The sequence below is a fragment of the Thioclava arctica genome (genome assembly GCF_040892615.1).
GTDB lineage: Bacteria > Pseudomonadota > Alphaproteobacteria > Rhodobacterales > Rhodobacteraceae > Thioclava > Thioclava arctica.
Window position 1 is genome coordinate 156,502 of sequence record NZ_JBFRYC010000001.1, and the last position, 21,389, is coordinate 177,890.

Below are 21,389 nucleotides of genomic sequence, written 5' to 3' on the forward strand. Positions count from 1 at the left end.
CACAAAAGTGTTAAATATCCAGCCAAATTTTCGATTGACTTGAAATGCAACGTTCTCAGAGAGTGCATCAGGGCAGTTTACTGCTAAAAGTTTAGGGTTGCGCGAATCGATATCGATCATGTCGACAATCAAAAGCTCATGCGGGGCTAAAGAAGGTATTTGAATTACAAAGTTCCCATTCTCTAGAATCTTATGTTTGTGATCTCTAGGCGATCAGAGATTGTAGCTTGTCATATGGGCGCTGAAGACAATTTCGATGTCATGCGCCGCTTTTCTTCCGGTGTTTTGAACAAAAAATTTCTCAGTCCAAATGTTAACATTATTCCCATCCTCGTTAATTTTGAACTGATGGTAATTCGAGCTTGTTGATCCCCAAATTAACTTAACCCTAGACCTAAATGCCCAAATCAGAAAAGAGCTGAGCAGTGTGATTGATACTGCACCGATGAATTCATGAGCAGGTGCTAAAGCACTCCAGATTGAAAAAAGGGCATCACTCACCGGCTCAACCCACCAAACACCGTCGGCAGGTCCAGCGCGCTAAACCCATAGTGCTTCAGCCAGCGCAGGTCGCTCTCAAAGAACGCCCGCAGGTCGGGGATGCCGTATTTCAGCATCGCCAACCGATCGATGCCGATGCCAAAGGCAAAGCCTTGCCATTCGCTCGGGTCGATCCCGGCGGATTGCAGCACTTTGGGGTGCACCATCCCTGAGCCGAGGATTTCCATCCAGTCGTCGCCCTCGCCGATTTTCAGGCTGCCGCCCGCCCAGGAACAGCGGATATCGACCTCGGCGGAGGGCTCGGTGAAGGGGAAATGCGAGGCGCGGAAGCGCAGCTCGACCCCGTCCACCTCAAAGAAGGTCTTGCAGAACTCTTCGAGCACCCATTTCAGGTTCGCCATCGAGATGTCTTTGCCGATCGCCAGCCCCTCGATTTGATGGAACATCGGCGTGTGGGTCTGGTCCATGTCCATGCGGTAGACGCGGCCCGGCGCGATCACGCGGATCGGCGCGCCCTGTTCCAGCATCGCGCGGATCTGCACCGGCGAGGTATGGGTGCGCAGAACATGCGGCGGGCGGTCGTCGCCCTCGGCGCGGTGCATGAAGAACGTGTCATGTTCCTGACGCGCGGGGTGTTCGGGCGCGATGTTGAGCGCGTCGAAATTGTGCCAGTCATCTTCGATCTGCGGGCCTTCGGCCACGGCAAAGCCCATATCGGCGAAGATCGCGGTGACCTCGTCCATCACTTGGCTGACCGGGTGAATGGTGCCCTGACGGCGCGGACGGCCGGGCAGCGTCACATCCAGCCACTCCTCGCGCAGACGCGCATCCAACGCGGCATCGGCGAGCGCGGATTTCTTGGCGCGCAGGGCGGCGTCGATCTCATCCTTGAGGATATTGAGCGCCTTGCCCGTGGTCTGGCGCTCTTCGGGCGTCATTTTGCCCAGCTCGCGCATTTTGAGGCTGATTTCGCCCTTCTTGCCAAGCGCGGTCAGGCGCAACTCTTCGAGGCCGGCCTCGTCGGTCATATCGGCAATGGCGGTGAGGTATTTCTCGCGCAGATCTTGCATGTTCTTCCCCGCAAATTCTTTGGCCTAGGGGTTAGCCGCAGGGCGACAAGTTTGCAACCTTGCCTTTATACGATGGCCTAAACTTAGGGCGCTGACCCGTTGCCGGAGGGCGACAGGCAACAAGCGAGAAGGGGCGCGTGCCGTCGCATTTGTTCTGAAACTCCTCGCTGGAGGCGACGGCAGGCCCCTCAGGCGCGTGCGATTGGGGGGATGTGACGCAGTGTTTTGCTTTTCCTTTCGGGCCTGCTCGGTATCGTGGCGCGGTCAACAAAAGGGAGGCGCGCAATGTCGTATCAGGCGATCAGCTACGCGAATGAAGACGGGGTTGGGATTATCACGCTCAACCGGGCGGAGGTGATGAACGCGCTCAACAGCCAGATGCGTGCAGAGCTTTTGGAAGCCATCAAGCGCGCCGAGGCAGAGGCCCGCGTGATCGTGTTGACCGGGGCCGGGCGGGCGTTTTGTTCGGGTCAGGATCTGGGCGATGGCGCTGCGGCGGCGGGGCTCGATCTGGAGCGGGTGTTGCGCGATGAATACGAACCGTTGCTGCGCGCGATCTATGACTGTCGCGTGCCGGTGATTGCGGCGGTGAACGGGCCTGCGGCGGGGGCGGGGGCGAACCTTGCGCTGGCGGCGGACGTGGTGATTGCGAGCGATGCGGCAGTGTTCTTGCAGGCGTTCACGCGCATCGGGTTGATGCCGGATGCAGGGGGCACCTATTGGCTGCCCCGTCAGGTGGGCTTTGCGCGGGCGATGGGCTTGGCGCTGTTCGCCGAAAAGATCACGGCGCGTCAGGCCGTGGACTGGGGCATGATCTGGGAAGCCGTGGCCGAGGTCGATTTCGATCATCACTGGCGCGCCCGCGCCGCCCATCTGGCCAATGGTCCAACGGCGGCTTACGGCGCGGTCAAGCGTGCGTTGCGCGAGGGCTATGGCAATGATCTGGCGGCGCAACTGGAACTGGAGGCGGAGTTGCAAGGGAGCTTGGGCAAGACCCATGATTTCCGCGAGGGCGTGCTGGCATTTTTGGAAAAACGCCCGCCGCAATTTGAAGGCCGTTGAGGCTTGCCTCCGCGCGCGCGCCGCGCTAGCCAAGGGCAGCGCGGGCGTGGCGGAATGGTAGACGCATGGGACTTAAACTCCCTGGGCCGAAAGGCCGTGCCGGTTCAAGTCCGGCCGCCCGCACCACTAGGGGAGTTGGCACAAACACCACCTGAATGTGAGAGTTTGTGAGGCGATCATGCGCCAAATGCGCGCCCTTGCCGCCCAATCGAGGCTTGCCCCCTAACGGCGCTGCCCCTACACCCAAATGCGGCAAACAGGGGGAATTCATGGCTCGCAGACCCATCGGCCCGGCGGATGACCGGCCCAAGACCAAACAGATCGGTGCGTTGCGCGGACTTGCGCCCTTTGTCGCCCCCTATAAGGGCTATGCGGCGGCGGCGCTGTTGGCGCTGATCGCGACGGCCTCGATCTCGCTGATCCTGCCCTTGGCGGTGCGCCGGGTGATTGACGGGTTTCAGCAAGGGGCTGCGCTGCTGGACAAGTATTTCGCCGCCGCGCTGTTCATTGCGGCGCTGCTCGCGCTGGGGACGGGGGCGCGCTATTACCTTGTGACGCGCTTTGGCGAACGGGTCGTGGCCGATATTCGCAAGGCGGTGTTTGACCGCGTAATGTCGATGAGCCCGGCCTTTTTCGAGCGCATCCTGACCGGCGAGATCATCTCGCGTATCACCACCGATACCACGCTGATCCTCTCGGTGATCGGCTCGTCGGTGTCGGTGGCGCTGCGCAACGTGCTGATCCTGATCGGCGGCATGATCATGTTGCTGTTCACCTCGGCCAAGCTGACGGGGCTGGTGTTGTTGGTGGTGCCGCTGGTGGTGATCCCGATCGTGGTTCTGGGCCGGCGTTTGCGCAATCTGGGGCGCGAAAATCAGGACTGGATCGCGAATTCCTCGGGCTCGGCGTCCGAGGCGTTGCTGGCGGCGCAAACGGTGCAGGCCTTTACCCATGAGGCGATCACGCGGGCCAATTTCGCCCATGTCACGGAACAGGCGTTCCTGTCGGCCAAAAAGCGGATCGGCACGCGCGCGGTGATGACGGTGATCGTGATTTTCCTCGTCTTCGCGGGCGTTGTTGGCGTGCTGTGGGTCGGGGCGCGCGATGTGCGCGCGAGTGAGATGTCGGTCGGCGAATTGGTGCAATTCGTGATCTACGCGGTGATGGTGGCGGGCTCGGTGGGCGCGCTGTCGGAAATCTGGTCGGAATTGCAGCGCGCAGCGGGTGCGACCGAACGTCTGGTCGAGTTGCTGCAAAGCGAGGACACGGTCAAAGACCCCGCCCATCCGGTGCCGCTGCCGATGCCTGCGCAGGGTGCGATCCGCTTTGAGGATGTGTCATTCCACTATCCCTCGCGGCCTCAGACCTCGGCGCTGGATCATGTCGATCTGGTGATCGCGCCGGGCGAGACGGTGGCGCTTGTGGGCCCCTCGGGGGCGGGCAAGACGACCGTGATCCAGTTGATCCAGCGGTTCTGGGACCCGGAAACCGGCCGCGTGACGATTGACGGCTATGACCTGCGCGAAATGGCGCGCCATGATTTCCGTCAGGCCGTAGCGCTGGTGCCCCAAGACCCGGTGGTCTTCGCCGCCTCGGCGCGCGACAACATCCGCTTTGGGCGCCCCGATGCAAGCGATCATGAGGTCGAAGAGGCCGCGCGCGCGGCGCATGCCTATGATTTCCTGAGCGCGCTGCCCGACGGGTTTGACACCTACGTGGGCGAGCGCGGCGTGATGCTGTCGGGCGGGCAAAAGCAGCGCATCGCGATTGCGCGCGCGATCCTGCGCGACGCGCCGATCTTGCTGCTCGACGAGGCGACCTCGGCCCTTGATGCGGCGTCCGAGCGCGAGGTTCAGGCAGCGGTCGATCAATTGGCGCGCACCCGCACCACGGTGATCGTGGCGCACCGCTTGGCGACTGTGAAAAAGGCCGACCGGATCGTGGTCTTTGAGGATGGGCGCATCGTGGCGCAGGGCAGTCATGACAGCCTTGTGGCCGAGGGCGGGCTTTATGCCGAACTGGCGCGGCTGCAATTCACGGATGGGATGTAATCGCGCGGGCGCGTTCTGATGCAAGGACGCGCCATTTTCCCCTGTCCTTGAATCAAGCCTTGGGGCATCCTGTGTGCAAGGCTGGCCTGACCAGTTGTGCAAAATGGGAGAATCCGATGGGTTTGTGGAGTTTCGTAAAGGGTGCGGGCAAGTCTCTGTTTGGCAAAGAGGCCGCGGCGGCTGAGGCCCCCAAGGAAGACGCGCTCAGGGCAGAATTGAAGAATCTGGGGCTCGATGCCTCGGGCGTCAATCTGGCCGTTGACGGCGACAAGGTTGTGGTCAAGGGCAAGGCGATTGACGCTGAGACCAAGGAAAAGATCATCCTGGCCGTGGGCAATGTGGATGGCGTGGCCTCGGTCGAGACCGAGCAAGACGACGACACTGCCGATGCCGTGTTCCACACCGTTGTAAAGGGCGACACGCTATCGGCGATTGCCAAAAAGACGCTGGGCAATGCCAATCTGTATCCCAAGATTTTTGAGGCCAACAAGCCGATGCTGACGCATCCCGACAAGATCTACCCCGGTCAGGTGCTGCGTATTCCCAAGGCCTGATCGCTTTTGGATCACTTAGATGCGACGGGGCGTCTTTCGGGGCGCCCTTTTGCTTGAAAAGACGCCCGCGTTTCCCCACGTCAAAAGACAATGACGTGACGTATCAATCCGCGCTCCCCCTTGCCGTGGGCGCAGATTTTGCCGCATCCTGCACAGGCGGGATCGCAGGAGGCGCGGCACCGCCAAGGGGAGGACTAACATGCAGCAACGATTTGCAACGATCGCCGACCGCGATGCCGTTGAGGCCGAAAAGCCGTGGGAGGCGCGCAAACGCCCAGCCACGCTCTATGGTTTCCTCAGCGAGACCTGCGCGACGCATGGCGACCGGCCTGCGATCACCTTCCAAATCCTCTCGGGGCCCAAGGACAAAGCCGAAACGCTGAGCTGGTCGCAACTGCATGGCCATGTAACGCAAGGCGCCAACCTATTGCGCCATCTGGGCGTGGGGCCAAGTGATACGGTCGCCTACCTGCTGCCCAACGCGCTGGAAACAGCGGTGGTATTGCTGGCAGGGGCCACGGCGGGGATCGTGAACCCGATCAACCCGTTGCTGGATTCCGAGCAGATCGGCGCGATCCTGCGCGAGACCAAGGCCAAGGTTCTGGTGACGCTCAAGGCCTTCCCCAAGACCGATGTTGCGCAAAAGGCTGCCGAGGCGGTGCGTCTGGCCCCCAATGTGCAGGCCGTGCTTGAGATTGATCTCAACCGCTATCTGACCCCGCCCAAAAGCTGGATCGTGCCGCTCATCCGCCCCAAGGTTGAGGTCAAGCACCACGCCAAGGTGATGAATTTCAACGCCGAGGCGGCGAAGCTGCCCGGCGATCGACTGATGTTTGAGGATGTGCAGGAAGACCGCGTGGCGGCCTATTTCCACACCGGCGGCACCACGGGCATGCCGAAAGTGGCGCAGCATAAATATTCCGGCATGATCTATAACGGCTGGCTCGGTGGGCGGCTGTTATTTGACGACACCGATGTGATGATGTGCCCGTTGCCGCTGTTTCATGTCTTTGCCGCCTATCCGATCTTGATGTCGGCGATTGCCAGCGGCGCGCATGTCGTCTTCCCGACGCCTGCGGGCTATCGCGGCGAGGGGGTGTTTGACAATTTCTGGAAGCTGGTTGAGCGCTATAAGGTCACCTTCCTGATCACCGTGCCCACCGCGATCTCTGCGCTGATGCAACGCCCGGTGGATGCCGATATTTCCTCTCTGCGCACCGCGCTGTCGGGGTCGGCCCCGCTGCCGATTGAGCTGTATAACCGCTTCAAAAAGGCCACTGGTGTCGAGATTTCTGAGGGTTACGGTCTGACCGAGGCGACCTGTCTGGTGTCGGTCAATCCGGTGGATGGCGTGAAAAAGGTCGGCTCGGTCGGCATTCCGCTGCCCTACACGCATGTGCGGATCTTGCGCAAACGCAATGGCAGTTTCGATGAATGTGGGATCGATGAGGTGGGCGAGATTTGCGTCGCCAATCCCGGCGTGTTCGAGGGCTCGACCTATACCGAGGCCGACAAGAACCACGATCTGTTCGCTGAAGAGCGGTTCTTGCGCACCGGCGATCTGGGCCGGATCGACCCGGATGGCTATTTGTGGATCACCGGGCGCGCCAAGGATTTGATCATTCGTGGCGGCCATAATATCGACCCTGCCGAGATCGAGGATGCGCTGTTGTCCCATCCTGCGGTGGCCTTTGCGGGCGCGATCGGTCAGCCCGACGCCTTTGCGGGTGAATTACCCTGCGCCTATGTCGAACTGGTCGGCGGGCAGACCGTAAGCGTCGAGGAGTTGCTTGAGCACGCCAAGAAAAACATCCACGAGCGCGCCGCGGTCCCGAAACATCTTGAGATCATGGACGAGCTGCCCAAGACCGCCGTGGGCAAGATTTTCAAACCCGACCTGCGTAAAAGCGCGATCATCCGGGTGCTCAATGAGGTGCTGAAAAGCAAAGGCGTGGCGGCGCATGTGATCTCGGTCACCGAGGATAAAAAGCGCGGACTGGTTGCCCATGTCGCCACCACGGGCAATTGCGACGAGGACAAGCTGGGCCATGTTCTGGGCGAGTTCACGGTGCCGTGGGATTGGGCGCGCTAGTCGCGTTTCCCTGACAAAAAAGACCTGACTCCACAGCGCCGCCCCAAGGGGGTGGCGCTTTTCGTTGTCCTATATCCTTCGCAAAATCGTCGCCTCAGTGACCCGCCCGCGCCCCAATCAAGGCGCAATTGGAGAGCTTAATCATCGTTAACAAAGCCTGAACTGCGCTGGGGGATTCCAGAGCGGAGGGCAGAACGAGACACTATGCAGGACCGCCGATCATGACGTTTTGCCGTTTCATAACCGGAATTTTCGCACTGGCACTGGCCGGAACGCTTAGCGCAGGCGCAGCCCAAGCGCTTAGCGTCGATCTGATCACCAACGGCGATTTCGAGACCGGCAATCTGAGCGGCTGGAACACGACCACGACGGGTTACTCCAACGGGTTCCTGATTAATAATGGGAACGTCAATCCCGCAGGGCCGCAGGGGCGCACCGCGCCGATTTCCGGGAACTATGACGTTTTGAGTTCTCAAACCGGTTACGGTATCGGCACGCTCACGCAGTTTTTCACGGTGCCTGACCAGATCATCAGCGCGACCTTCAGCTTTACCGAGAAGGTGATGAATTACTATGTGCTTGGCTATTCCGATCCCAATCAGGAATTTCGCGTCAACCTGATCAATCAGGCGGGCACCGTGATTTCCAATATCTTCTCGACCGACGCTGGCGACAACACACGTCCCAATAGCCCGACGACGCTGAGCTATGATCTGACGTCTCTGTTGCAGGCCAATCTGGGCAACACGCTGGGCGTGCAGTTCCAGCAGCAAGATAGTTATTATTACATGAATACCTCGCTTGACGATATCAAGATGATGGTTGAGACGCCGGCCGCCGTTTCGCTGCCGCCCACGATCTGGATGATGTTGGCCGCGTTGGGTCTGTTTGGTTTTCTTGCCTGGAAACGGCGCGATGCGGGCAATGCGATGTCGTTCACGGCCATGCCTGCCTGAGAAGCGCCAGCATCCCTCAGACCTGACGATGTGCGTACCATTGAGGTGGGGCGCACATTTTGCATTGACCCAAAACTGACCGCCAAAATGACGCCCCAAAGTCTTGGATGCGCCCAACTCTGAGCGCAATTGGGGAGCTAAATCATCCTTAACAAAGCCTGAACTGCGCTGGGGGTTTCCAGAGCGGAGGGCAGACCAAGATACTGTGCAGGACCGACGATCATGACGTTTCGCCGTTTCATAACCGGAGTTTTCGCGCTGGCACTGGCTGGAACGCTTAGCGCAGGCACCGCCCAAGCGCTCAGCGTCGATCTGATCACCAATGGTGATTTTGAAACCGGTAATCTGTCGGGCTGGAGCACGACCGCGAACAGCCGTGGCGAAAGCTTTGAAAGCGTGCGGGGGCGGCGTACGACTCCGGCCTTGGCGGGCCGATATGACGCGAGCTATGATCCGAAATATGCGGGCGTATCCACGCTGACGCAATATTTCACGGTGCCAGATCGCATCGTGTCCGCTACGTTCAATTTCACGCAACAGATCGATCTGTTCGGCTACTACAGCATCCCCAATCAGCAATTTACGGCGTCGATCATAAACTCTGTGGGCGCCGTGATTTCTCAGGTCTATTCGACGGCGACCTCGGGGCTGCAACTGGGGGCTGGCACCGCCTCGACGCTGAGCTTTGATCTGACCTCGTTGATGCAGGCAAATGTGGGCAATTCGCTGGGCGTGCAGTTCTCGCTTGAGGCGCAGACCTGGTCGATGAGCGCAACGCTCGACGACATCGCGATGATGGTCGAAACGCCGGCCTCGGTGCCGCTGCCGCCTACGATCTGGATGATGCTGGCGGGGCTGGGCTTGTTTGGCTGGCTTGGCTGGAAGCGGCGCGCGGGCGATGCCACCTCGTTTGAGGGCCAGACCGCCTAGCGCCCCGCGCCCATTGATGCTGACTCCAAGCCTGCCTGTGAGGGCAGGCTTTCGCATTTGGCGAAACCGATGGTCTGGGTTACCCTAGGGCAGGATCAGGGGGCGAGCATGCGCAAACTTCTGGTATTGCTGGCTTTGGCGGGCTGCGGCTTTGTCGATTACAAGGCCGCGCCGGTGGGCAAATTCGAAGGCGCGCTGTTCGTGATGTGGGTCGATGAAAGCCAGCGGGGCTTGGGCGACGGCTCGTTCGTTTTTGTGCCCACCGCCGATCCGCTGCGCTTTACGCGCGGGGCCAAGGGCACGGTGCAGGTGATCGAACCTGCGATGATGTATACCGATGGCGGCTCGATTCCGCAGATGGCGCAGGCGATGAACGGGTTCTCGCCTTGGGGCTATGCGCCCGCCTATATGGTGCATGACTGGCTTTTCGTGGCGCGCAAATGTGCGCTGGACGGGCAGGCGACGCCGGAGGAGGCGGTGGTGGCTGAAATGCCCTTTATCGAAAGCGCCGAGATCGCCGCCGAGGCCATCAAATCGCTGATCGCGGCGGGCAAGGTGCAACCCAATGACGTGGCCCCGCAGGCGATCAGCTATGCGGTAGCTGGGCCGGTGTCGCGCCAGTTGTGGAATAAAAAGGGCGGCTGCCAACGCATCAAGCCCGAGCATCTCGCAATGATCCGCCGCGCCCTGCCCAGCGTGCAGCCGGTGATGAAAGCCGCACCGGGAAAGCGCCGCATGGCAACGCCTGTACCACAGGGGCCGGTGGCGAAGGTGGTGCAGGTGGTAGGGTTTTGAGGGGGGTGAACCGGGAGAAAGCGGCCTTCCGGTGGAAGGACGCCCCGGCGAACGCGCCGCCCGTGGCCGCGCAGGGGTGCATGCAATCGCAGGTCGCGGCGTAGGCGCGTGCAATTTGCGCACGTTCGCATAGCGCGATAAGGGCCGCGCCCGACCTCGGGTGGGCGCTCGCTCCGCTCGTGATATGCACTTTATCGTGCCGCATCCCCCTGACGTGTGAACCTGCGGTGGCGTTGCAATGCGCCCTCCCGGGGGGAGGTCGGGCGCGGCCCGTGCTGGTCGCACGGGCTGGGGGGAGGGCCGATAGGAGTAAAGTTACTCGTTCGGGCGCTCGTTAGAAGCTTCTTTCGCGATCAGTTTCGTGGAGTCCTTCGCCTCTTTGATCGCCACAACTTTGCTCAACCGCATGCGCCTCTTTTCACGAGCGATATACCACTCTTCGAAGAGTAGCTCGATCAGTTCGATTAATGTTCTGGCCTCGTCTGCATCTACTTCAATTATTACAGAGATGTCTTTCTCCATATGCGCGCCGATGTTGCCGATGTCTCGAACTGCGTCTATAGCTTCGACGCTTTCCTCGGAAACACCGCGCGGCGCGTTGTCGTCGGCAAGAAGTTTACGAAGGGCGTTCACTTCGTCAATTAGTCGGTTCTTTGAAATGCCGCAAAAATCGCGGATCATACCTTGAAGGCAGCGACGAGCCAGTGTTGCTGATGCTTTCGGGCTTAAGTCACAAATTTTGCAAGCTTCTTCGTAATCGTCGCGCAGAACAGCTGGAATAAAGTCCGGGAGGACCTTAGCAAAACTAGGTGGCAACAGCCTAGAACGGTGAAGAATTTTGGCATTTGTCGGAATATAGTAGTGTCCTGAGCTAAAAGCTGCGCGGACTATCTCGGCGCGAATTTCAAGTCGGTTGCACTCTGGATTCGCGCAACGAATTGCTTGTCCCCTTAATCCGACTTCTCCACTTTCTGGTTTTTCGATCTCGAAGTGCATTTGAATTTGGCTAAAATTCGGTGAAGTAACCGTCTGTCCTTGGCCGCAGTAGGGGCATTCCCAATACATATTTTCGCCCTAAAATAAATTTTTGAGTTAGCTCAAACGAAGAAAGGCTTCGCTCTGTTTTGAGCGAAGCCTTTCTATCTTATCTTGAAAATTCAAGCTCTTTTTACCGCGTGAACTTCTTATACTTCACCCGCTTGGGTTCTGCCGCATCCGCGCCCAAACGACGAATTTTATCCGCCTCGTAATCCTCGAAGTTGCCTTCAAAGAATTCGACATGGGCCTCGCCTTCGAACGCCAGAATATGCGTACACAGGCGGTCGAGGAAGAAGCGGTCGTGCGAGATGATGACCGCGCAGCCGGCGAAATCTTCGATGGCGGCTTCCAGCGCTTGCAGGGTTTCGACGTCAAGGTCGTTGGTCGGTTCATCGAGCAGTAGCACGTTACCGCCCGATTTCAGCAGCTTGGCCATGTGAACGCGGTTACGTTCACCGCCCGACAGCTGGCCGACTTTTTTCTGCTGATCGGCACCCTTGAAGTTGAATGCACCGACATAGGCGCGGCTGGCGACTTGCGCGTCGCCCAACTCGATCATTTCCGCCCCGCCCGAGATTTCCTCCCAGACGTTGTGATCAGCGCCAAGCGCGTCGCGCGACTGATCGACATAGGCGAGCTTGACCGTGTCACCGATGGTGATCGTGCCGCTATCGGGTTTCTCATCGCCGGTGATCATCTTGATCAGCGTGGATTTCCCCGCGCCGTTCGGCCCGATCACGCCCAGAATGCCACCGGGGGGCAGCGAGAAGGAGAGATCCTCGATCAACAGCTTATCGCCCATGTGTTTCGTGAGGTTCTCGACCTCGATCACCTTGCCACCCAGACGTGGGCCGTTGGGGATGATGATCTGCGCCTTGCCGACGCGATCCTTGACCCCCTCATCGGCCATCTTGTCATAGGCCGCGATACGCGCCTTGGATTTCGCCTGACGGGCCTTGGCCCCGGCGCGGATCCATTGGAGTTCCTTTTCAAGGACCTTCTGCTTGGCCTTGTCCTCACGGGCCTCTTGCGCCATCCGCTTGGCTTTCTGTTCGAGCCATGCCGAGTAATTCCCCTCGTAGGGAATACCGCGGCCGCGTTCGAGTTCGAGAATCCACGAGGTGATGTCGTCAAGGAAATAACGGTCGTGCGTGACGCAGAGGATCGTGCCTTTGTACTCGATCAGGTGCTTTTGCAACCAAGCGATGGTTTCGGCGTCGAGGTGGTTGGTCGGTTCGTCCAGCAGCAGCATGTCGGGCGCTTCGAGCAGCAACTGACATAGCGCAACGCGGCGGCGTTCGCCGCCCGAAAGGTTGGCGACATTGGCGTCATCGGGCGGGCAGCGCAGGGCCTCAAGCGCGATATCGACCTGGGAATCGAGATCCCACAGGTTTTCCGCGTCGATCTGGTCTTGCAGCGCGGCCATCTCGTCTGCGGTCTCATCCGAGTAGTTCATCGCCAGCTCGTTATAGCGCTCCAGCTTGGCGGTTTTCGCAGCGACGCCCAGCATGACGTTTTCACGCACGGTTTTGGAGTCGTCCAGCTCGGGTTCCTGCGCGAGATAGCCAACCTTGGCCCCCTTCGCGGCCCAGGCCTCGCCCTGAAAATCCTTGTCCATTCCGGCCATGATTTTCAGCAGCGTGGATTTACCCGCGCCGTTGACGCCGACAACGCCGATCTTGACGCCGGGAAGGAAGTTCAGGTGGATATTTTCAAAGCATTTTTTGCCACCCGGATAGGTCTTGGAGACACCATCCATGTGATAGACATATTGATAGGCCGCCATTGTGCACCTCGTAGGAATAGGGGATTTGGGCGCGTTCTAGTCGGAAACAGGGGATAGGGAAAGGGGGGGGCGGCGATGCTCCGTGATTTGCGCTGCGTCGAGATGCTGTAAAGGGGGATGTGCGCGGGCTTGGGGGTCGTGGGCTTTGCCAGCGCTGCGCAAACCCGCTATCGGTTTTGCACGCACATGCCGACGGAGCTACGCAATGATCGCCAATCTGAAGATGCTTTATGAATCCGATCGCGCGCGCGCGCATCTGTTTCGCTACGCATTGTTGGCCTTTGATTTAACGACGATTGCCTTCGTCATTATTACCTCGTTTTTCCCGCATGTCTTGTGGATCGAGATCACCGATGCGCTGATCGGGGTCGTGATCGTGGCCGATTTTGTCGCGCGCTTTGCGATTTCGGATCGTAAGTGGCGGTTCTGGACGCGGGTCGCGACGATGGCCGATATCGTGGCGATCATCTCGTTTCTGGCGCCGATTGCAGGCGAGGGGTTGGGGTTCCTGCGTATTCTGCGCACGCTGCGTCTGATGCACACCTATCAACTGATGGCGCGTCTGCGGCGCGATTTCGTCTTTTTCCGCCGCCATGAAGAGGTCGTGCTGGCGGGGATCAACCTGACGGTGTTTCTGTTTGTGATGACCGGGCTGATCTATGCCACGCAGGTCAATATCAACCCCCAGATCAACAACTACGCCGATGCGCTGTATTTCACGGTGACGACGCTGACGACGACCGGGTTTGGCGACATTACCCCCAAGGGCGAATGGGGGCGGATGCTGTCGGTGTTGATCATGATCTTTGGCGTGACGTTGTTCTTGCGTCTGGCGCAGGTGCTGTTTCGCCCGACCAAGGTGCGCTACGCGTGCCAGACCTGCGGGTTGAGCCTGCATGATGCCGATGCCATTCACTGCAAGCATTGCGGCGCGGTGGTGCATATCGACACCGAAGGGCTGACGTGATCAGGTGCAGGGCTTGGCCAGCACCATGACATACCACGGGCCTTTGCCGCCCTTTTGGGGCACCACTGCGGTGCCGATGGCGCTGACATCGGGCAGCAGGATGTTGCGGCGATGGCCTGCTGAGTGCATCCAGTCGTCAAAGGCTACGCGCGGATTGCGTTCACCCATCGCGATGTTTTCGGCAATCAGACAGGCGTGATAGCCGACCTGTTTCGCGCGGGTCTTAGGGGTCGATCCGTTCTGACCCTGATGGGCGAAATAGCCCTGCAGCGCCATGTCGCAGGCATGGGCTTTGGCGGCCTTGGTCAGTTTTGCATCCATCGCGACGGGGGGCAGCCCGTTGGATTGGCGCTGCGCCGAGGCGGCCTTGGCCAGCGCGACGCCCAAGCCCTCATTGATATAGCAGCCATTAGCCTGTGCGGCGGCGGGCAGGGCGCAGATCGCGAGGATTGCGAAGAAACGCCTCACACCAATCGCCCCCACAGGTCGTAATCGCTGGCCTCATCGACCTCGACCGTCACGATATCGCCGGGGTTGAGCGCCTCGAACCCCACGTCGATGAACAGGTTGCCGTCGATTTCGGGGGCATCGGCTTTGGTGCGGCAGGTGGCGCCCTCTCCATCAATGCTATCGACGATCACTTGGCAGGTCGTACCGACCTTGGCCTGTAGTTTTGCCTCGGAAATGGCTTGGGCCTTTTGCATGAAGCGGTCCCAGCGGTCTTGCTTGACCTCATCTGGCACATGATCGGGCAGCGCGTTGGAGCGCGCGCCATCGACATTTTCATATTGGAAGCAGCCGATGCGATCGAGCTGCGCCTCGTCCATCCAATCGAGCAGATATTGGAACTCGGCCTCGGTTTCGCCGGGATATCCCACGATAAAGGTCGAGCGCAGGGTGATATCGGGGCAGATGGCGCGCCAAGCGGCGATCTCATCCAGCGTTTTCGCGCTGGCAGCAGGCCGCGCCATGCGTTTGAGCACATCGGGGTGCGCATGTTGGAAGGGAATGTCCAGATAGGGCAGCACGCCGCCGCCATTCGCATGGCTTTCGGCCATCAACGGGATCAGGTCGCGCACATGCGGGTAGGGGTAGACGTAATGCAGCCTCACCCAAGCGCCAAGCGAGCCCAGATCGCGCGCCAGATCGGTGATATGGGCGCGATGACCGCGATCCTCGGCGTGCTTGATATCCACGCCATAAGCCGAGGTATCTTGCGAAATCACTAGCAATTCGCGCACGCCCGCCTCGACCAGTTTCTCGGCCTCGCGGATCACCGCATGGGCGGGGCGCGACACCAGACGGCCGCGCATATCGGGGATGATGCAGAACTTGCACTTGTGGTTACAGCCCTCGGAAATCTTGAGATAGCTGTAATGGCGCGGCGTCAGCGACACGCCGGTCGCGGGCAGCAGGTCAATGAACGGGTGGGGATCGGGCGGCACGGCGACATGCACCGCGTCCAGCACCTGTTCATATTGATGCGGGCCGGTCACCGCCAGCACCGAGGGATGCGCGCCGGTGATATAATCAGGCTCAGCGCCAAGACAGCCGGTCACGATCACGCGGCCATTTTCGGCCAGCGCCTCGCCAATCGCCTCAAGGCTTTCGGCCTTGGCGCTGTCGAGAAAGCCGCAGGTGTTCACGATCACCGCATCGGCGCCCGCGTAATCGGGGCTGATCGCATAGCCCTCGGCGCGCAGCCGGGTCAGGATGCGCTCGCTATCCACCAGCGCCTTGGGACAGCCAAGCGAAACCATCCCGATCACCGGCTGACCGGGGCGGGGGGTGTCGGTGATGCGGGCGCGCGGTGCCAGATCGGGGCGCAGAGTCGGGGGGTTGGTGCTCATGCCCGCGATATAGACTGCGTGAGGGCGCGCGAAAAGCCCCGACACCACTGTGCGCGCAATTTGGCCAGAAAAGGCTTGCCTTAGGTCACATAAGTAAAGTTGAATATCTGAAGACGTGCTTTTTGGGCGTTCGCTGGGGCGGGCCGTGGAGGGAGACCACGACTCTGACATTCTCTGGCGTAAAGGGAGAGTAGAATGACAAGAAAGATGAAAACCCGTTTTGCGGGGATGGCTTCGCTATGCTTGGTAGCAGGGGTTCCGGGGGGGGCGAGCGCGACTGAAGGCTATTTCGCAATGGCCTATGGCACCGCCCAGCGCGGCGTTGCGGGCGCAGGTATCGCCTATTCGCAAGATGCGATGTCGGCGGCGATCAACCCGGCTTCGGTGGCGACAGTGGGGCGTGAGTTGACCTTGGGCACCGAGATATTCTCGCCGCGGCGCGAGTTTACTGTCTCGGGGGGCGCGCCGGGTCTGCTGCCCGATGGCACCACGAAAAGCGGACGGGATTGGTTCATTGTGCCCAATGCCGCGTTTAACATGCCACTGGCCAATGGCGCCGTGGTGAACTTTGCGGCCTATGGCAATGGCGGGATGAACACCGCCTATCGCGATGTGCCCAACGCCAATTGTGGTCCGGCTTCGGGCGTGTTCTGCGGTGGCACGGCGGGCGTTGATCTGACGCAACTGTTCTTGTCGGTCGGCTATGCGCAAAAGACCGGTGCTTTCAGCTGGGGCGTTGCGCCGACAGTCGCCGTGCAGCGGTTCTCGGCCAAGGGGCTTGCGCCGTTTGGGGCCTTATCTGTTGATCCCGCGAACCTGTCTGATCGCGGCCATGATATGAGCTATGGCATCGGTCTGCGCGCGGGTTTCCAATATGAAATCAACCCGCAACTCACCATCGGTGTCTCTGGCCAGACCAAGTTCAAGATGAGCAAATTCAAGAAATATGCTGGCTTGTTCGAAAATGGCGGAGAGTTCGATATCCCCGCCACGCTGGGTGTGGGTCTCGCGTTCAAGCCGCGCAGCGATATCACCTTGATGCTGGATTATCAGCGTATCTTCTACTCCAACGTGCCTGCCGTTGCCAATTCAACCACGGCGACGTCGCCCTTCGGTTCCAAGGGGGGATCGGGCTTTGGCTGGGATGATGTGGACGTGGTGCGCATCGGTGCGGAATGGCAGCAAAGCCCCGATATGACGTGGCGTGCGGGCTATGCGCATGCGACAAACCCTGTCGGCCCCGAGGATGTTACGTTCAACGTGCTCGCGCCGGGGATCGTCAAGCATCACCTGAGCTTTGGCGGCACGAAGCGGCTTAATGATCGCGACAAGCTGGATTTCTCGCTGGCCTATGTCGTGCCTCAAACCGTGAGCGGCCCCGAAATGACGCCGGGCGGGCCGACGGGCAACACGGTCAAGCTGCGTATGGAGCAATTCTCGGTCTCGGTTGGCTGGACGCGGAAATTCTAAGCGCTCGGCGTTACTGTCGTCTTGAAATCAAAAGGGCGCCTCGCGGGGCGCCCTTTTTCTATCGGTGTGATGTGTCTTAGCGGCGACGGTCGCGATTGCCTTAGCGGCGACGATCCCGGCGGGCGCTCATCGGCTGGAAGGCAACCCCGACATGGGCCTCGCAATAGGGCTTGCCTGCTTGGCTGGGCAGGCCGCAGAACCAGAATTCTTCTGTCGCAGGGTCACCGATCGGCCATTTGCAGGTGCGCTCGGTCAGCTCCATCAGGCCCAGTTTCTTGGCGTGTTTTTCCACTTCGCCCACTTTGGCAAGAGCGGCGGGGTCAATTTCATTGGCCGAGGGCTGGGGCGGCAAGGGTTGGCCTGCCGGGATGATCGCCCTGCGCATCGGCGCGGCGGTGGGCTCGGGGCGCGCTGCTGCTGCTGCTGCCGGAGCCGCTGCGGCAGGCGCGGGTGTTGCTACGGCTGGCTTTTCCTCGGCCTTGGATTCGGCGGTAGCCTTGACGGGTTTGGCCTCGGTTTTTTCGGCCTTTGCCTCGGGCTTGGCGGGTTCAGCCGCGCCACCGGCACGGTTGGACAGGCCCAGCCGGTGCACCTTGCCGATCACCGCATTGCGCGTCACGCCGCCCAATTCCTTGGCGATCTGGCTCGCGGATTGGCCCTCGGACCACATCTTCTTGAGCAGATCTACGCGTTCGTCGGTCCAGGACATGGGAAGCCTCTCATTTCGCAGGGGGCCCGAAAAGGGCGGGCGCAGGGATGCGTGCAAGGCGCATTCTAGCGGTAAGGCGCACAGATACAATCGCGCAGGCCGATTTTCAAGGGCGCGTGCCCAAGCCATTTCATGGCAGTCCGCGTTGGACAGCGCCGGTTCGCGTGCTAGGTGAGCCCTGAGATGAGGAGAGCCGAGATGCAAGAATTAGGTGTGCGCCGTTTTGGGGCGGTGAACTGGCTGGGTTTGCAAATGCTGGGGCTGCGCGAGATCCGCCGGTTCATGGCTGTGTGGCAGCAAACGGTGCTTGCCCCGCTGATCACGGCCGGGCTGTTCCTGACGGTGTTCGCGCTGGCCTTTGGCAAGGGGCGCGCGCCGGTGATGGGTGTCGATTTCCTGCATTTCATCGCGCCGGGCATCTTGATGATGACGGTGATCCAGAACGCGTTTGCCAATACCTCAAGCTCGATCGTGATCGCCAAGGTGCAGGGCAATATCGTGGATACCTTGATGCCGCCCTTGGCCCCTTGGGAGATATTGGCGGGCTATCTGGTGGGGGCGGTCGCGCGCGCTCTGCTGGTGGCAGTCGTGATTTGGATCGGGTTGTTTATCGTTTTGGACCAAGGGGTTGCACATCCGCTTTGGGCGTTAACCTGGGTCGTTCTGGGGGCCGTCTTTATGGGAGGCTTGGGGGTTTTGGCCGCCGTGTTCGCCGATAAGTTCGACCAGATGGCCGCGATCACCAACTTCATCATCACGCCGCTGTCGTTCCTGTCGGGGACGTTTTACTCGGCCAAGGCGCTGCCGCCTTCGTTTCAGATCCTCACCCATTACAACCCGGTCTTTTACCTCATTGATGGTGCGCGCTTCGGATTTCTGGGCGTGTCGGATGCGCCGCCATGGCAGGGCTTGTTGGTGGTTGGTCCGGCCTTGGTGTTCGTGCTGGGGCTGGGCTGGTATTGGCTGCGCACGGGCTATCGCATGAAGCCCTGATCGGGGCGAAACGGGGCGCGAATCTGTCTTTACATCCGCCCCGACCCGGCGTAATGCCAGCGCCATGATCACAATGTGCCGCCATATCGCTGCCCGCCGACGTCGCCGCCTTAGCGCCTGACGTCCGATCTGCCGTGGCTGCATGCCACATCCCCAAATCGTTGACCCGAAGGCCATGAGTGTTGACAGCGCTTTATGCCTGATGCACCCCTTGGCCTTCTTTTTCCCGGAGACCAACAGGATGATCCCTTCTGTTTTGCCCACTTACACTCGCGCGCCGCTGGCATTTGTCAAAGGCGCTGGCTCTTGGCTGGAGACGGCAGACGGGCGCCGATATCTGGATATGGGGGCAGGGATCGCGGTGAATGCGCTGGGCCATGCCGCGCCCGAACTGGTGGCCGCATTGACCGAGCAGGCGCAAAACCTGTGGCATGTCTCCAACCTCTATCAGATCCCGCAACAGCAGGCGCTGGCGGATGGGCTGGTCGAGCACAGCTTTGCCGATACCGTGTTTTTCACCAATTCCGGCACCGAGGCTGCGGAACTTGCGATCAAGATGACGCGCAAATACTGGTCCGCGAAGGGGGAGGATCGGGTCGAGATCATCACCTTTGACGGCGCCTTTCATGGCCGCTCGACCGGCGCGATCTCGGCGGTGCCCCATTCCGAAAAAATGGTGAAGGGCTTTGGCCCGCTGCTGCCCGGTTTCACGCAATTGCCTTGGGGCGATCACGACGCGCTCAACGCCGCTGTCAGTGATAAAACCGCCGCCATCCTGATTGAACCGGTGCAGGGCGAGGGCGGCATTCGCCCAGTGCCCGATCAATGCCTCAAAGGGCTGCGCGATCTATGTAACAGCACCGGCGCGCTGCTGATCTTTGACGAGGTGCAATGCGGCATGGGGCGCACGGGGCGGCTATTCGCGCATGAATGGGCGGGCGTGACGCCTGACATCATGATGGTCGCCAAGGGCATCGGCGGGGGCTTTCCGCTGGGCGCGATCTTGGCCACCGAAGAGGCTGCAAGCGGCATGACCGCGGGCACGCATGGCTCGACCTATGGCGGCAATCCGCTAGGCTGTGCAGTGGGCACTAAGGTGATGGAGATCGTCTCGGACCCGGCGTTTCTCGATCAGGTCAACGCCAAAGCGGGCTTCTTGCGCCAAAAACTCGAAGGGCTCGTCGCAAGCCACCCCGATACGTTTGAAAGCGTGCGCGGTGTCGGGTTGATGCTGGGGCTGAAATGCAAGCGCGCTCCGACCGATCTGGTCGCCGCCGCCTATGATCAAAACCTGCTGACAGTGCCTGCAGCCGACAATGTGCTGCGCCTGCTGCCTGCGCTCAATATATCTGAGGCGGATTTGTCAGAGGCGGTCAAACGCCTCGATGCCGCCGCCACGCAACTTGAATCCTGATCTTCCTCTTGATCGAAATATCCTCGGAGTTGTCGATTGGCGCGCCAATGGTTCAAGCTCCAATCGGCGACGGGCAGACAGTCCCCGGCGACCCACCACGAAAGACGAACCCATGACCCATTTTCTCGACATTCACAAAACCGACCCGACCGCGCTGCGCGCAATGATCGATCAGGGCATCGCGATGAAGCAGGCCCGCCAAGACCGCCCCAAGGGCGCGCCCGATGACGAGCAGCCGCTGGCAGGGCGCATGGTGGCGTTGATCTTTGAAAAACCCTCGACGCGCACGCGGGTCAGTTTCGATGTCGGCGTGCGCCAGATGGGCGGGCAGACGATGGTGTTGTCGGGCAGCGATATGCAGCTTGGCCATGGCGAAACGATTGCCGACACGGCGCGCGTTCTCAGCCGCTATGTCGATCTGATCATGATCCGCACGTTTGAGGAAGAAACCCTGCTGGAGATGGCTGAATATGCGAGCGTTCCGGTGATCAACGGGCTGACGGATCGCACCCATCCCTGCCAGATCATGGCCGATGTGATGACCTACGAGGAACATCGCGGTCCGATCAAGGGCAAGAAAGTGGTGTGGTCGGGGGACGGCAACAATGTCTGCGCCTCGTTCCTGCATGCCGCCGGGCAGTTCGGGTTCGATTTCACCTTCACCGGACCGCCGCCGCTGGACCCCGAAGCCGCATGGCTGGAGTTCGCGCGTTCCAAAGGCGTGCAGGCCGTGATCGAGCGCGATCCGGTCAAGGCCGTTGCGGGGGCGGATCTGATCGTGACCGACACCTGGGTGTCGATGCATGACCCGGAATCGGCCAAAGAGCGTCGCCACAACCAGTTGCGGGGTTATCAGGTCAACGAAGAGTTGATGTCGCATGCCAATCCAGACGCTTTGTTCATGCATTGCCTGCCTGCGCATCGCAACGATGAGGTCACCAGCGCGATCATGGACGGCCCGCAATCTGTGATTTTCGACGAGGCGGAAAACCGTCTGCACGCGCAAAAGGCGGTGATGCGCTATTGTTTGGGGCTGTAGCGCGGCGGCGGCGGCGGGTGGGCCATGTTTTTGCCCGCTTGCCGCGAGGTGGGGGCGAATCCGTTGACTGAAAATTGATTCGTTTTGCGGCTTTGTGTTTTGCCCGGGTGAT

At 60.3% G+C, this 21,389-nt stretch carries 18 protein-coding genes and 1 tRNA gene; 13 read left to right on the forward strand and 6 right to left on the reverse strand.

The window, feature by feature from the left end; all coding sequences use genetic code 11:
• Window positions 1-497: 497 nt before the first annotated feature.
• Window positions 498-1,571, reverse strand: coding sequence for a phenylalanine--tRNA ligase subunit alpha (gene pheS, locus AB4874_RS00870; protein WP_368390587.1), 1,074 nt, complete (start codon window positions 1,569-1,571; stop codon window positions 498-500).
• Window positions 1,572-1,856: 285 nt separating this feature from the next.
• On the opposite strand from pheS, the gene AB4874_RS00875 reads away from it, so the two are divergent.
• The 8 genes from AB4874_RS00875 to AB4874_RS00910 all read left to right on the forward strand — a co-directional run bounded on the left by AB4874_RS00875 (window position 1,857) and on the right by AB4874_RS00910 (window position 10,011).
• Window positions 1,857-2,633 (forward strand): enoyl-CoA hydratase-related protein, encoded by a 777-nt coding sequence (locus tag AB4874_RS00875; protein WP_295537339.1) that lies wholly within the window; start codon window positions 1,857-1,859, stop codon window positions 2,631-2,633.
• 40 nt (window positions 2,634-2,673) lie between these two features.
• A tRNA-Leu gene (locus AB4874_RS00880) sits at window positions 2,674-2,759 on the forward strand.
• Window positions 2,760-2,902: 143 nt separating this feature from the next.
• Window positions 2,903-4,684 carry an ABC transporter transmembrane domain-containing protein gene (locus AB4874_RS00885; protein WP_368390588.1) on the forward strand — a complete coding sequence of 594 codons (1,782 nt, stop codon included), beginning with the start codon at window positions 2,903-2,905 and terminating at the stop codon, window positions 4,682-4,684.
• A 116-nt stretch (window positions 4,685-4,800) separates the two neighbouring features.
• Window positions 4,801-5,238 carry a peptidoglycan-binding protein LysM gene (lysM, locus tag AB4874_RS00890; RefSeq protein WP_368390589.1) on the forward strand — a complete coding sequence of 146 codons (438 nt, stop codon included), beginning with the start codon at window positions 4,801-4,803 and terminating at the stop codon, window positions 5,236-5,238.
• Window positions 5,239-5,437: 199 nt separating this feature from the next.
• Window positions 5,438-7,330: an acyl-CoA synthetase gene (locus AB4874_RS00895; RefSeq protein WP_368390590.1), complete on the forward strand. Its 1,893-nt coding sequence runs from the start codon at window positions 5,438-5,440 to the stop codon at window positions 7,328-7,330.
• 221 nt (window positions 7,331-7,551) lie between these two features.
• Window positions 7,552-8,286, forward strand: a complete 735-nt coding sequence (locus AB4874_RS00900) for a PEP-CTERM sorting domain-containing protein (protein WP_368390591.1) — start codon at window positions 7,552-7,554, stop codon at window positions 8,284-8,286.
• Window positions 8,287-8,508: 222 nt separating this feature from the next.
• A complete protein-coding gene (locus AB4874_RS00905; RefSeq protein WP_368390592.1) occupies window positions 8,509-9,216 on the forward strand; it encodes a PEP-CTERM sorting domain-containing protein in 708 nt (235 codons plus the stop codon).
• A gap of 108 nt (window positions 9,217-9,324) precedes the next feature.
• Window positions 9,325-10,011, forward strand: coding sequence for a hypothetical protein (locus tag AB4874_RS00910; RefSeq protein WP_368390593.1), 687 nt, complete (start codon window positions 9,325-9,327; stop codon window positions 10,009-10,011).
• Between the two features lie 315 nt (window positions 10,012-10,326).
• Here the strand turns inward: AB4874_RS00910 and AB4874_RS00915 are convergent, their stop codons facing one another.
• Entirely contained in the window at window positions 10,327-11,076 is a 750-nt protein-coding gene (locus AB4874_RS00915; RefSeq protein ID WP_368390594.1) for a DUF4145 domain-containing protein, read from the reverse strand.
• A gap of 103 nt (window positions 11,077-11,179) precedes the next feature.
• A complete protein-coding gene (gene ettA, locus AB4874_RS00920) occupies window positions 11,180-12,835 on the reverse strand; it encodes an energy-dependent translational throttle protein EttA (RefSeq protein WP_295535508.1) in 1,656 nt (551 codons plus the stop codon).
• A gap of 205 nt (window positions 12,836-13,040) precedes the next feature.
• Here ettA and AB4874_RS00925 point away from each other — a divergent pair, with 205 nt between their 5' ends.
• Window positions 13,041-13,802: a potassium channel family protein gene (locus AB4874_RS00925; protein ID WP_368390595.1), complete on the forward strand. Its 762-nt coding sequence runs from the start codon at window positions 13,041-13,043 to the stop codon at window positions 13,800-13,802.
• Here the strand turns inward: AB4874_RS00925 and AB4874_RS00930 are convergent, their stop codons facing one another.
• Together AB4874_RS00930 and rimO are read right to left on the reverse strand one after the other, a co-directional pair.
• The gene (locus tag AB4874_RS00930; RefSeq protein WP_368390596.1) at window positions 13,803-14,270 is read right to left on the reverse strand and encodes a CAP domain-containing protein; all 468 of its coding nucleotides are present in this window, start codon (window positions 14,268-14,270) and stop codon (window positions 13,803-13,805) included.
• On the reverse strand, window positions 14,267-15,652 hold the full coding sequence (gene rimO, locus AB4874_RS00935; RefSeq protein WP_368390597.1) for a 30S ribosomal protein S12 methylthiotransferase RimO: 1,386 nt from the start codon (window positions 15,650-15,652) through the stop codon (window positions 14,267-14,269). The genes AB4874_RS00930 and rimO overlap by 4 nt, the downstream gene beginning before the upstream one ends.
• A 195-nt stretch (window positions 15,653-15,847) precedes the next feature.
• Here rimO and AB4874_RS00940 point away from each other — a divergent pair, with 195 nt between their 5' ends.
• Window positions 15,848-17,122, forward strand: coding sequence for an OmpP1/FadL family transporter (locus AB4874_RS00940; RefSeq protein WP_368390598.1), 1,275 nt, complete (start codon window positions 15,848-15,850; stop codon window positions 17,120-17,122).
• Window positions 17,123-17,222: 100 nt separating this feature from the next.
• Here AB4874_RS00940 and AB4874_RS00945 read toward each other — a convergent pair whose 3' ends face one another.
• Window positions 17,223-17,831, reverse strand: a complete 609-nt coding sequence (locus tag AB4874_RS00945) for a GcrA family cell cycle regulator (protein ID WP_368390599.1) — start codon at window positions 17,829-17,831, stop codon at window positions 17,223-17,225.
• Window positions 17,832-18,029: 198 nt separating this feature from the next.
• Here AB4874_RS00945 and AB4874_RS00950 point away from each other — a divergent pair, with 198 nt between their 5' ends.
• From AB4874_RS00950 to argF, 3 genes are all read left to right on the forward strand, one after another.
• Window positions 18,030-18,824, forward strand: a complete 795-nt coding sequence (locus tag AB4874_RS00950; protein ID WP_295535489.1) for an ABC transporter permease — start codon at window positions 18,030-18,032, stop codon at window positions 18,822-18,824.
• 241 nt (window positions 18,825-19,065) lie between these two features.
• A complete protein-coding gene (locus tag AB4874_RS00955; RefSeq protein WP_368390600.1) occupies window positions 19,066-20,238 on the forward strand; it encodes an aspartate aminotransferase family protein in 1,173 nt (390 codons plus the stop codon).
• Window positions 20,239-20,350: 112 nt separating this feature from the next.
• The gene (argF, locus tag AB4874_RS00960) at window positions 20,351-21,277 is read left to right on the forward strand and encodes an ornithine carbamoyltransferase (protein WP_368390601.1); all 927 of its coding nucleotides are present in this window, start codon (window positions 20,351-20,353) and stop codon (window positions 21,275-21,277) included.
• Window positions 21,278-21,389 lie beyond the last annotated feature (112 nt).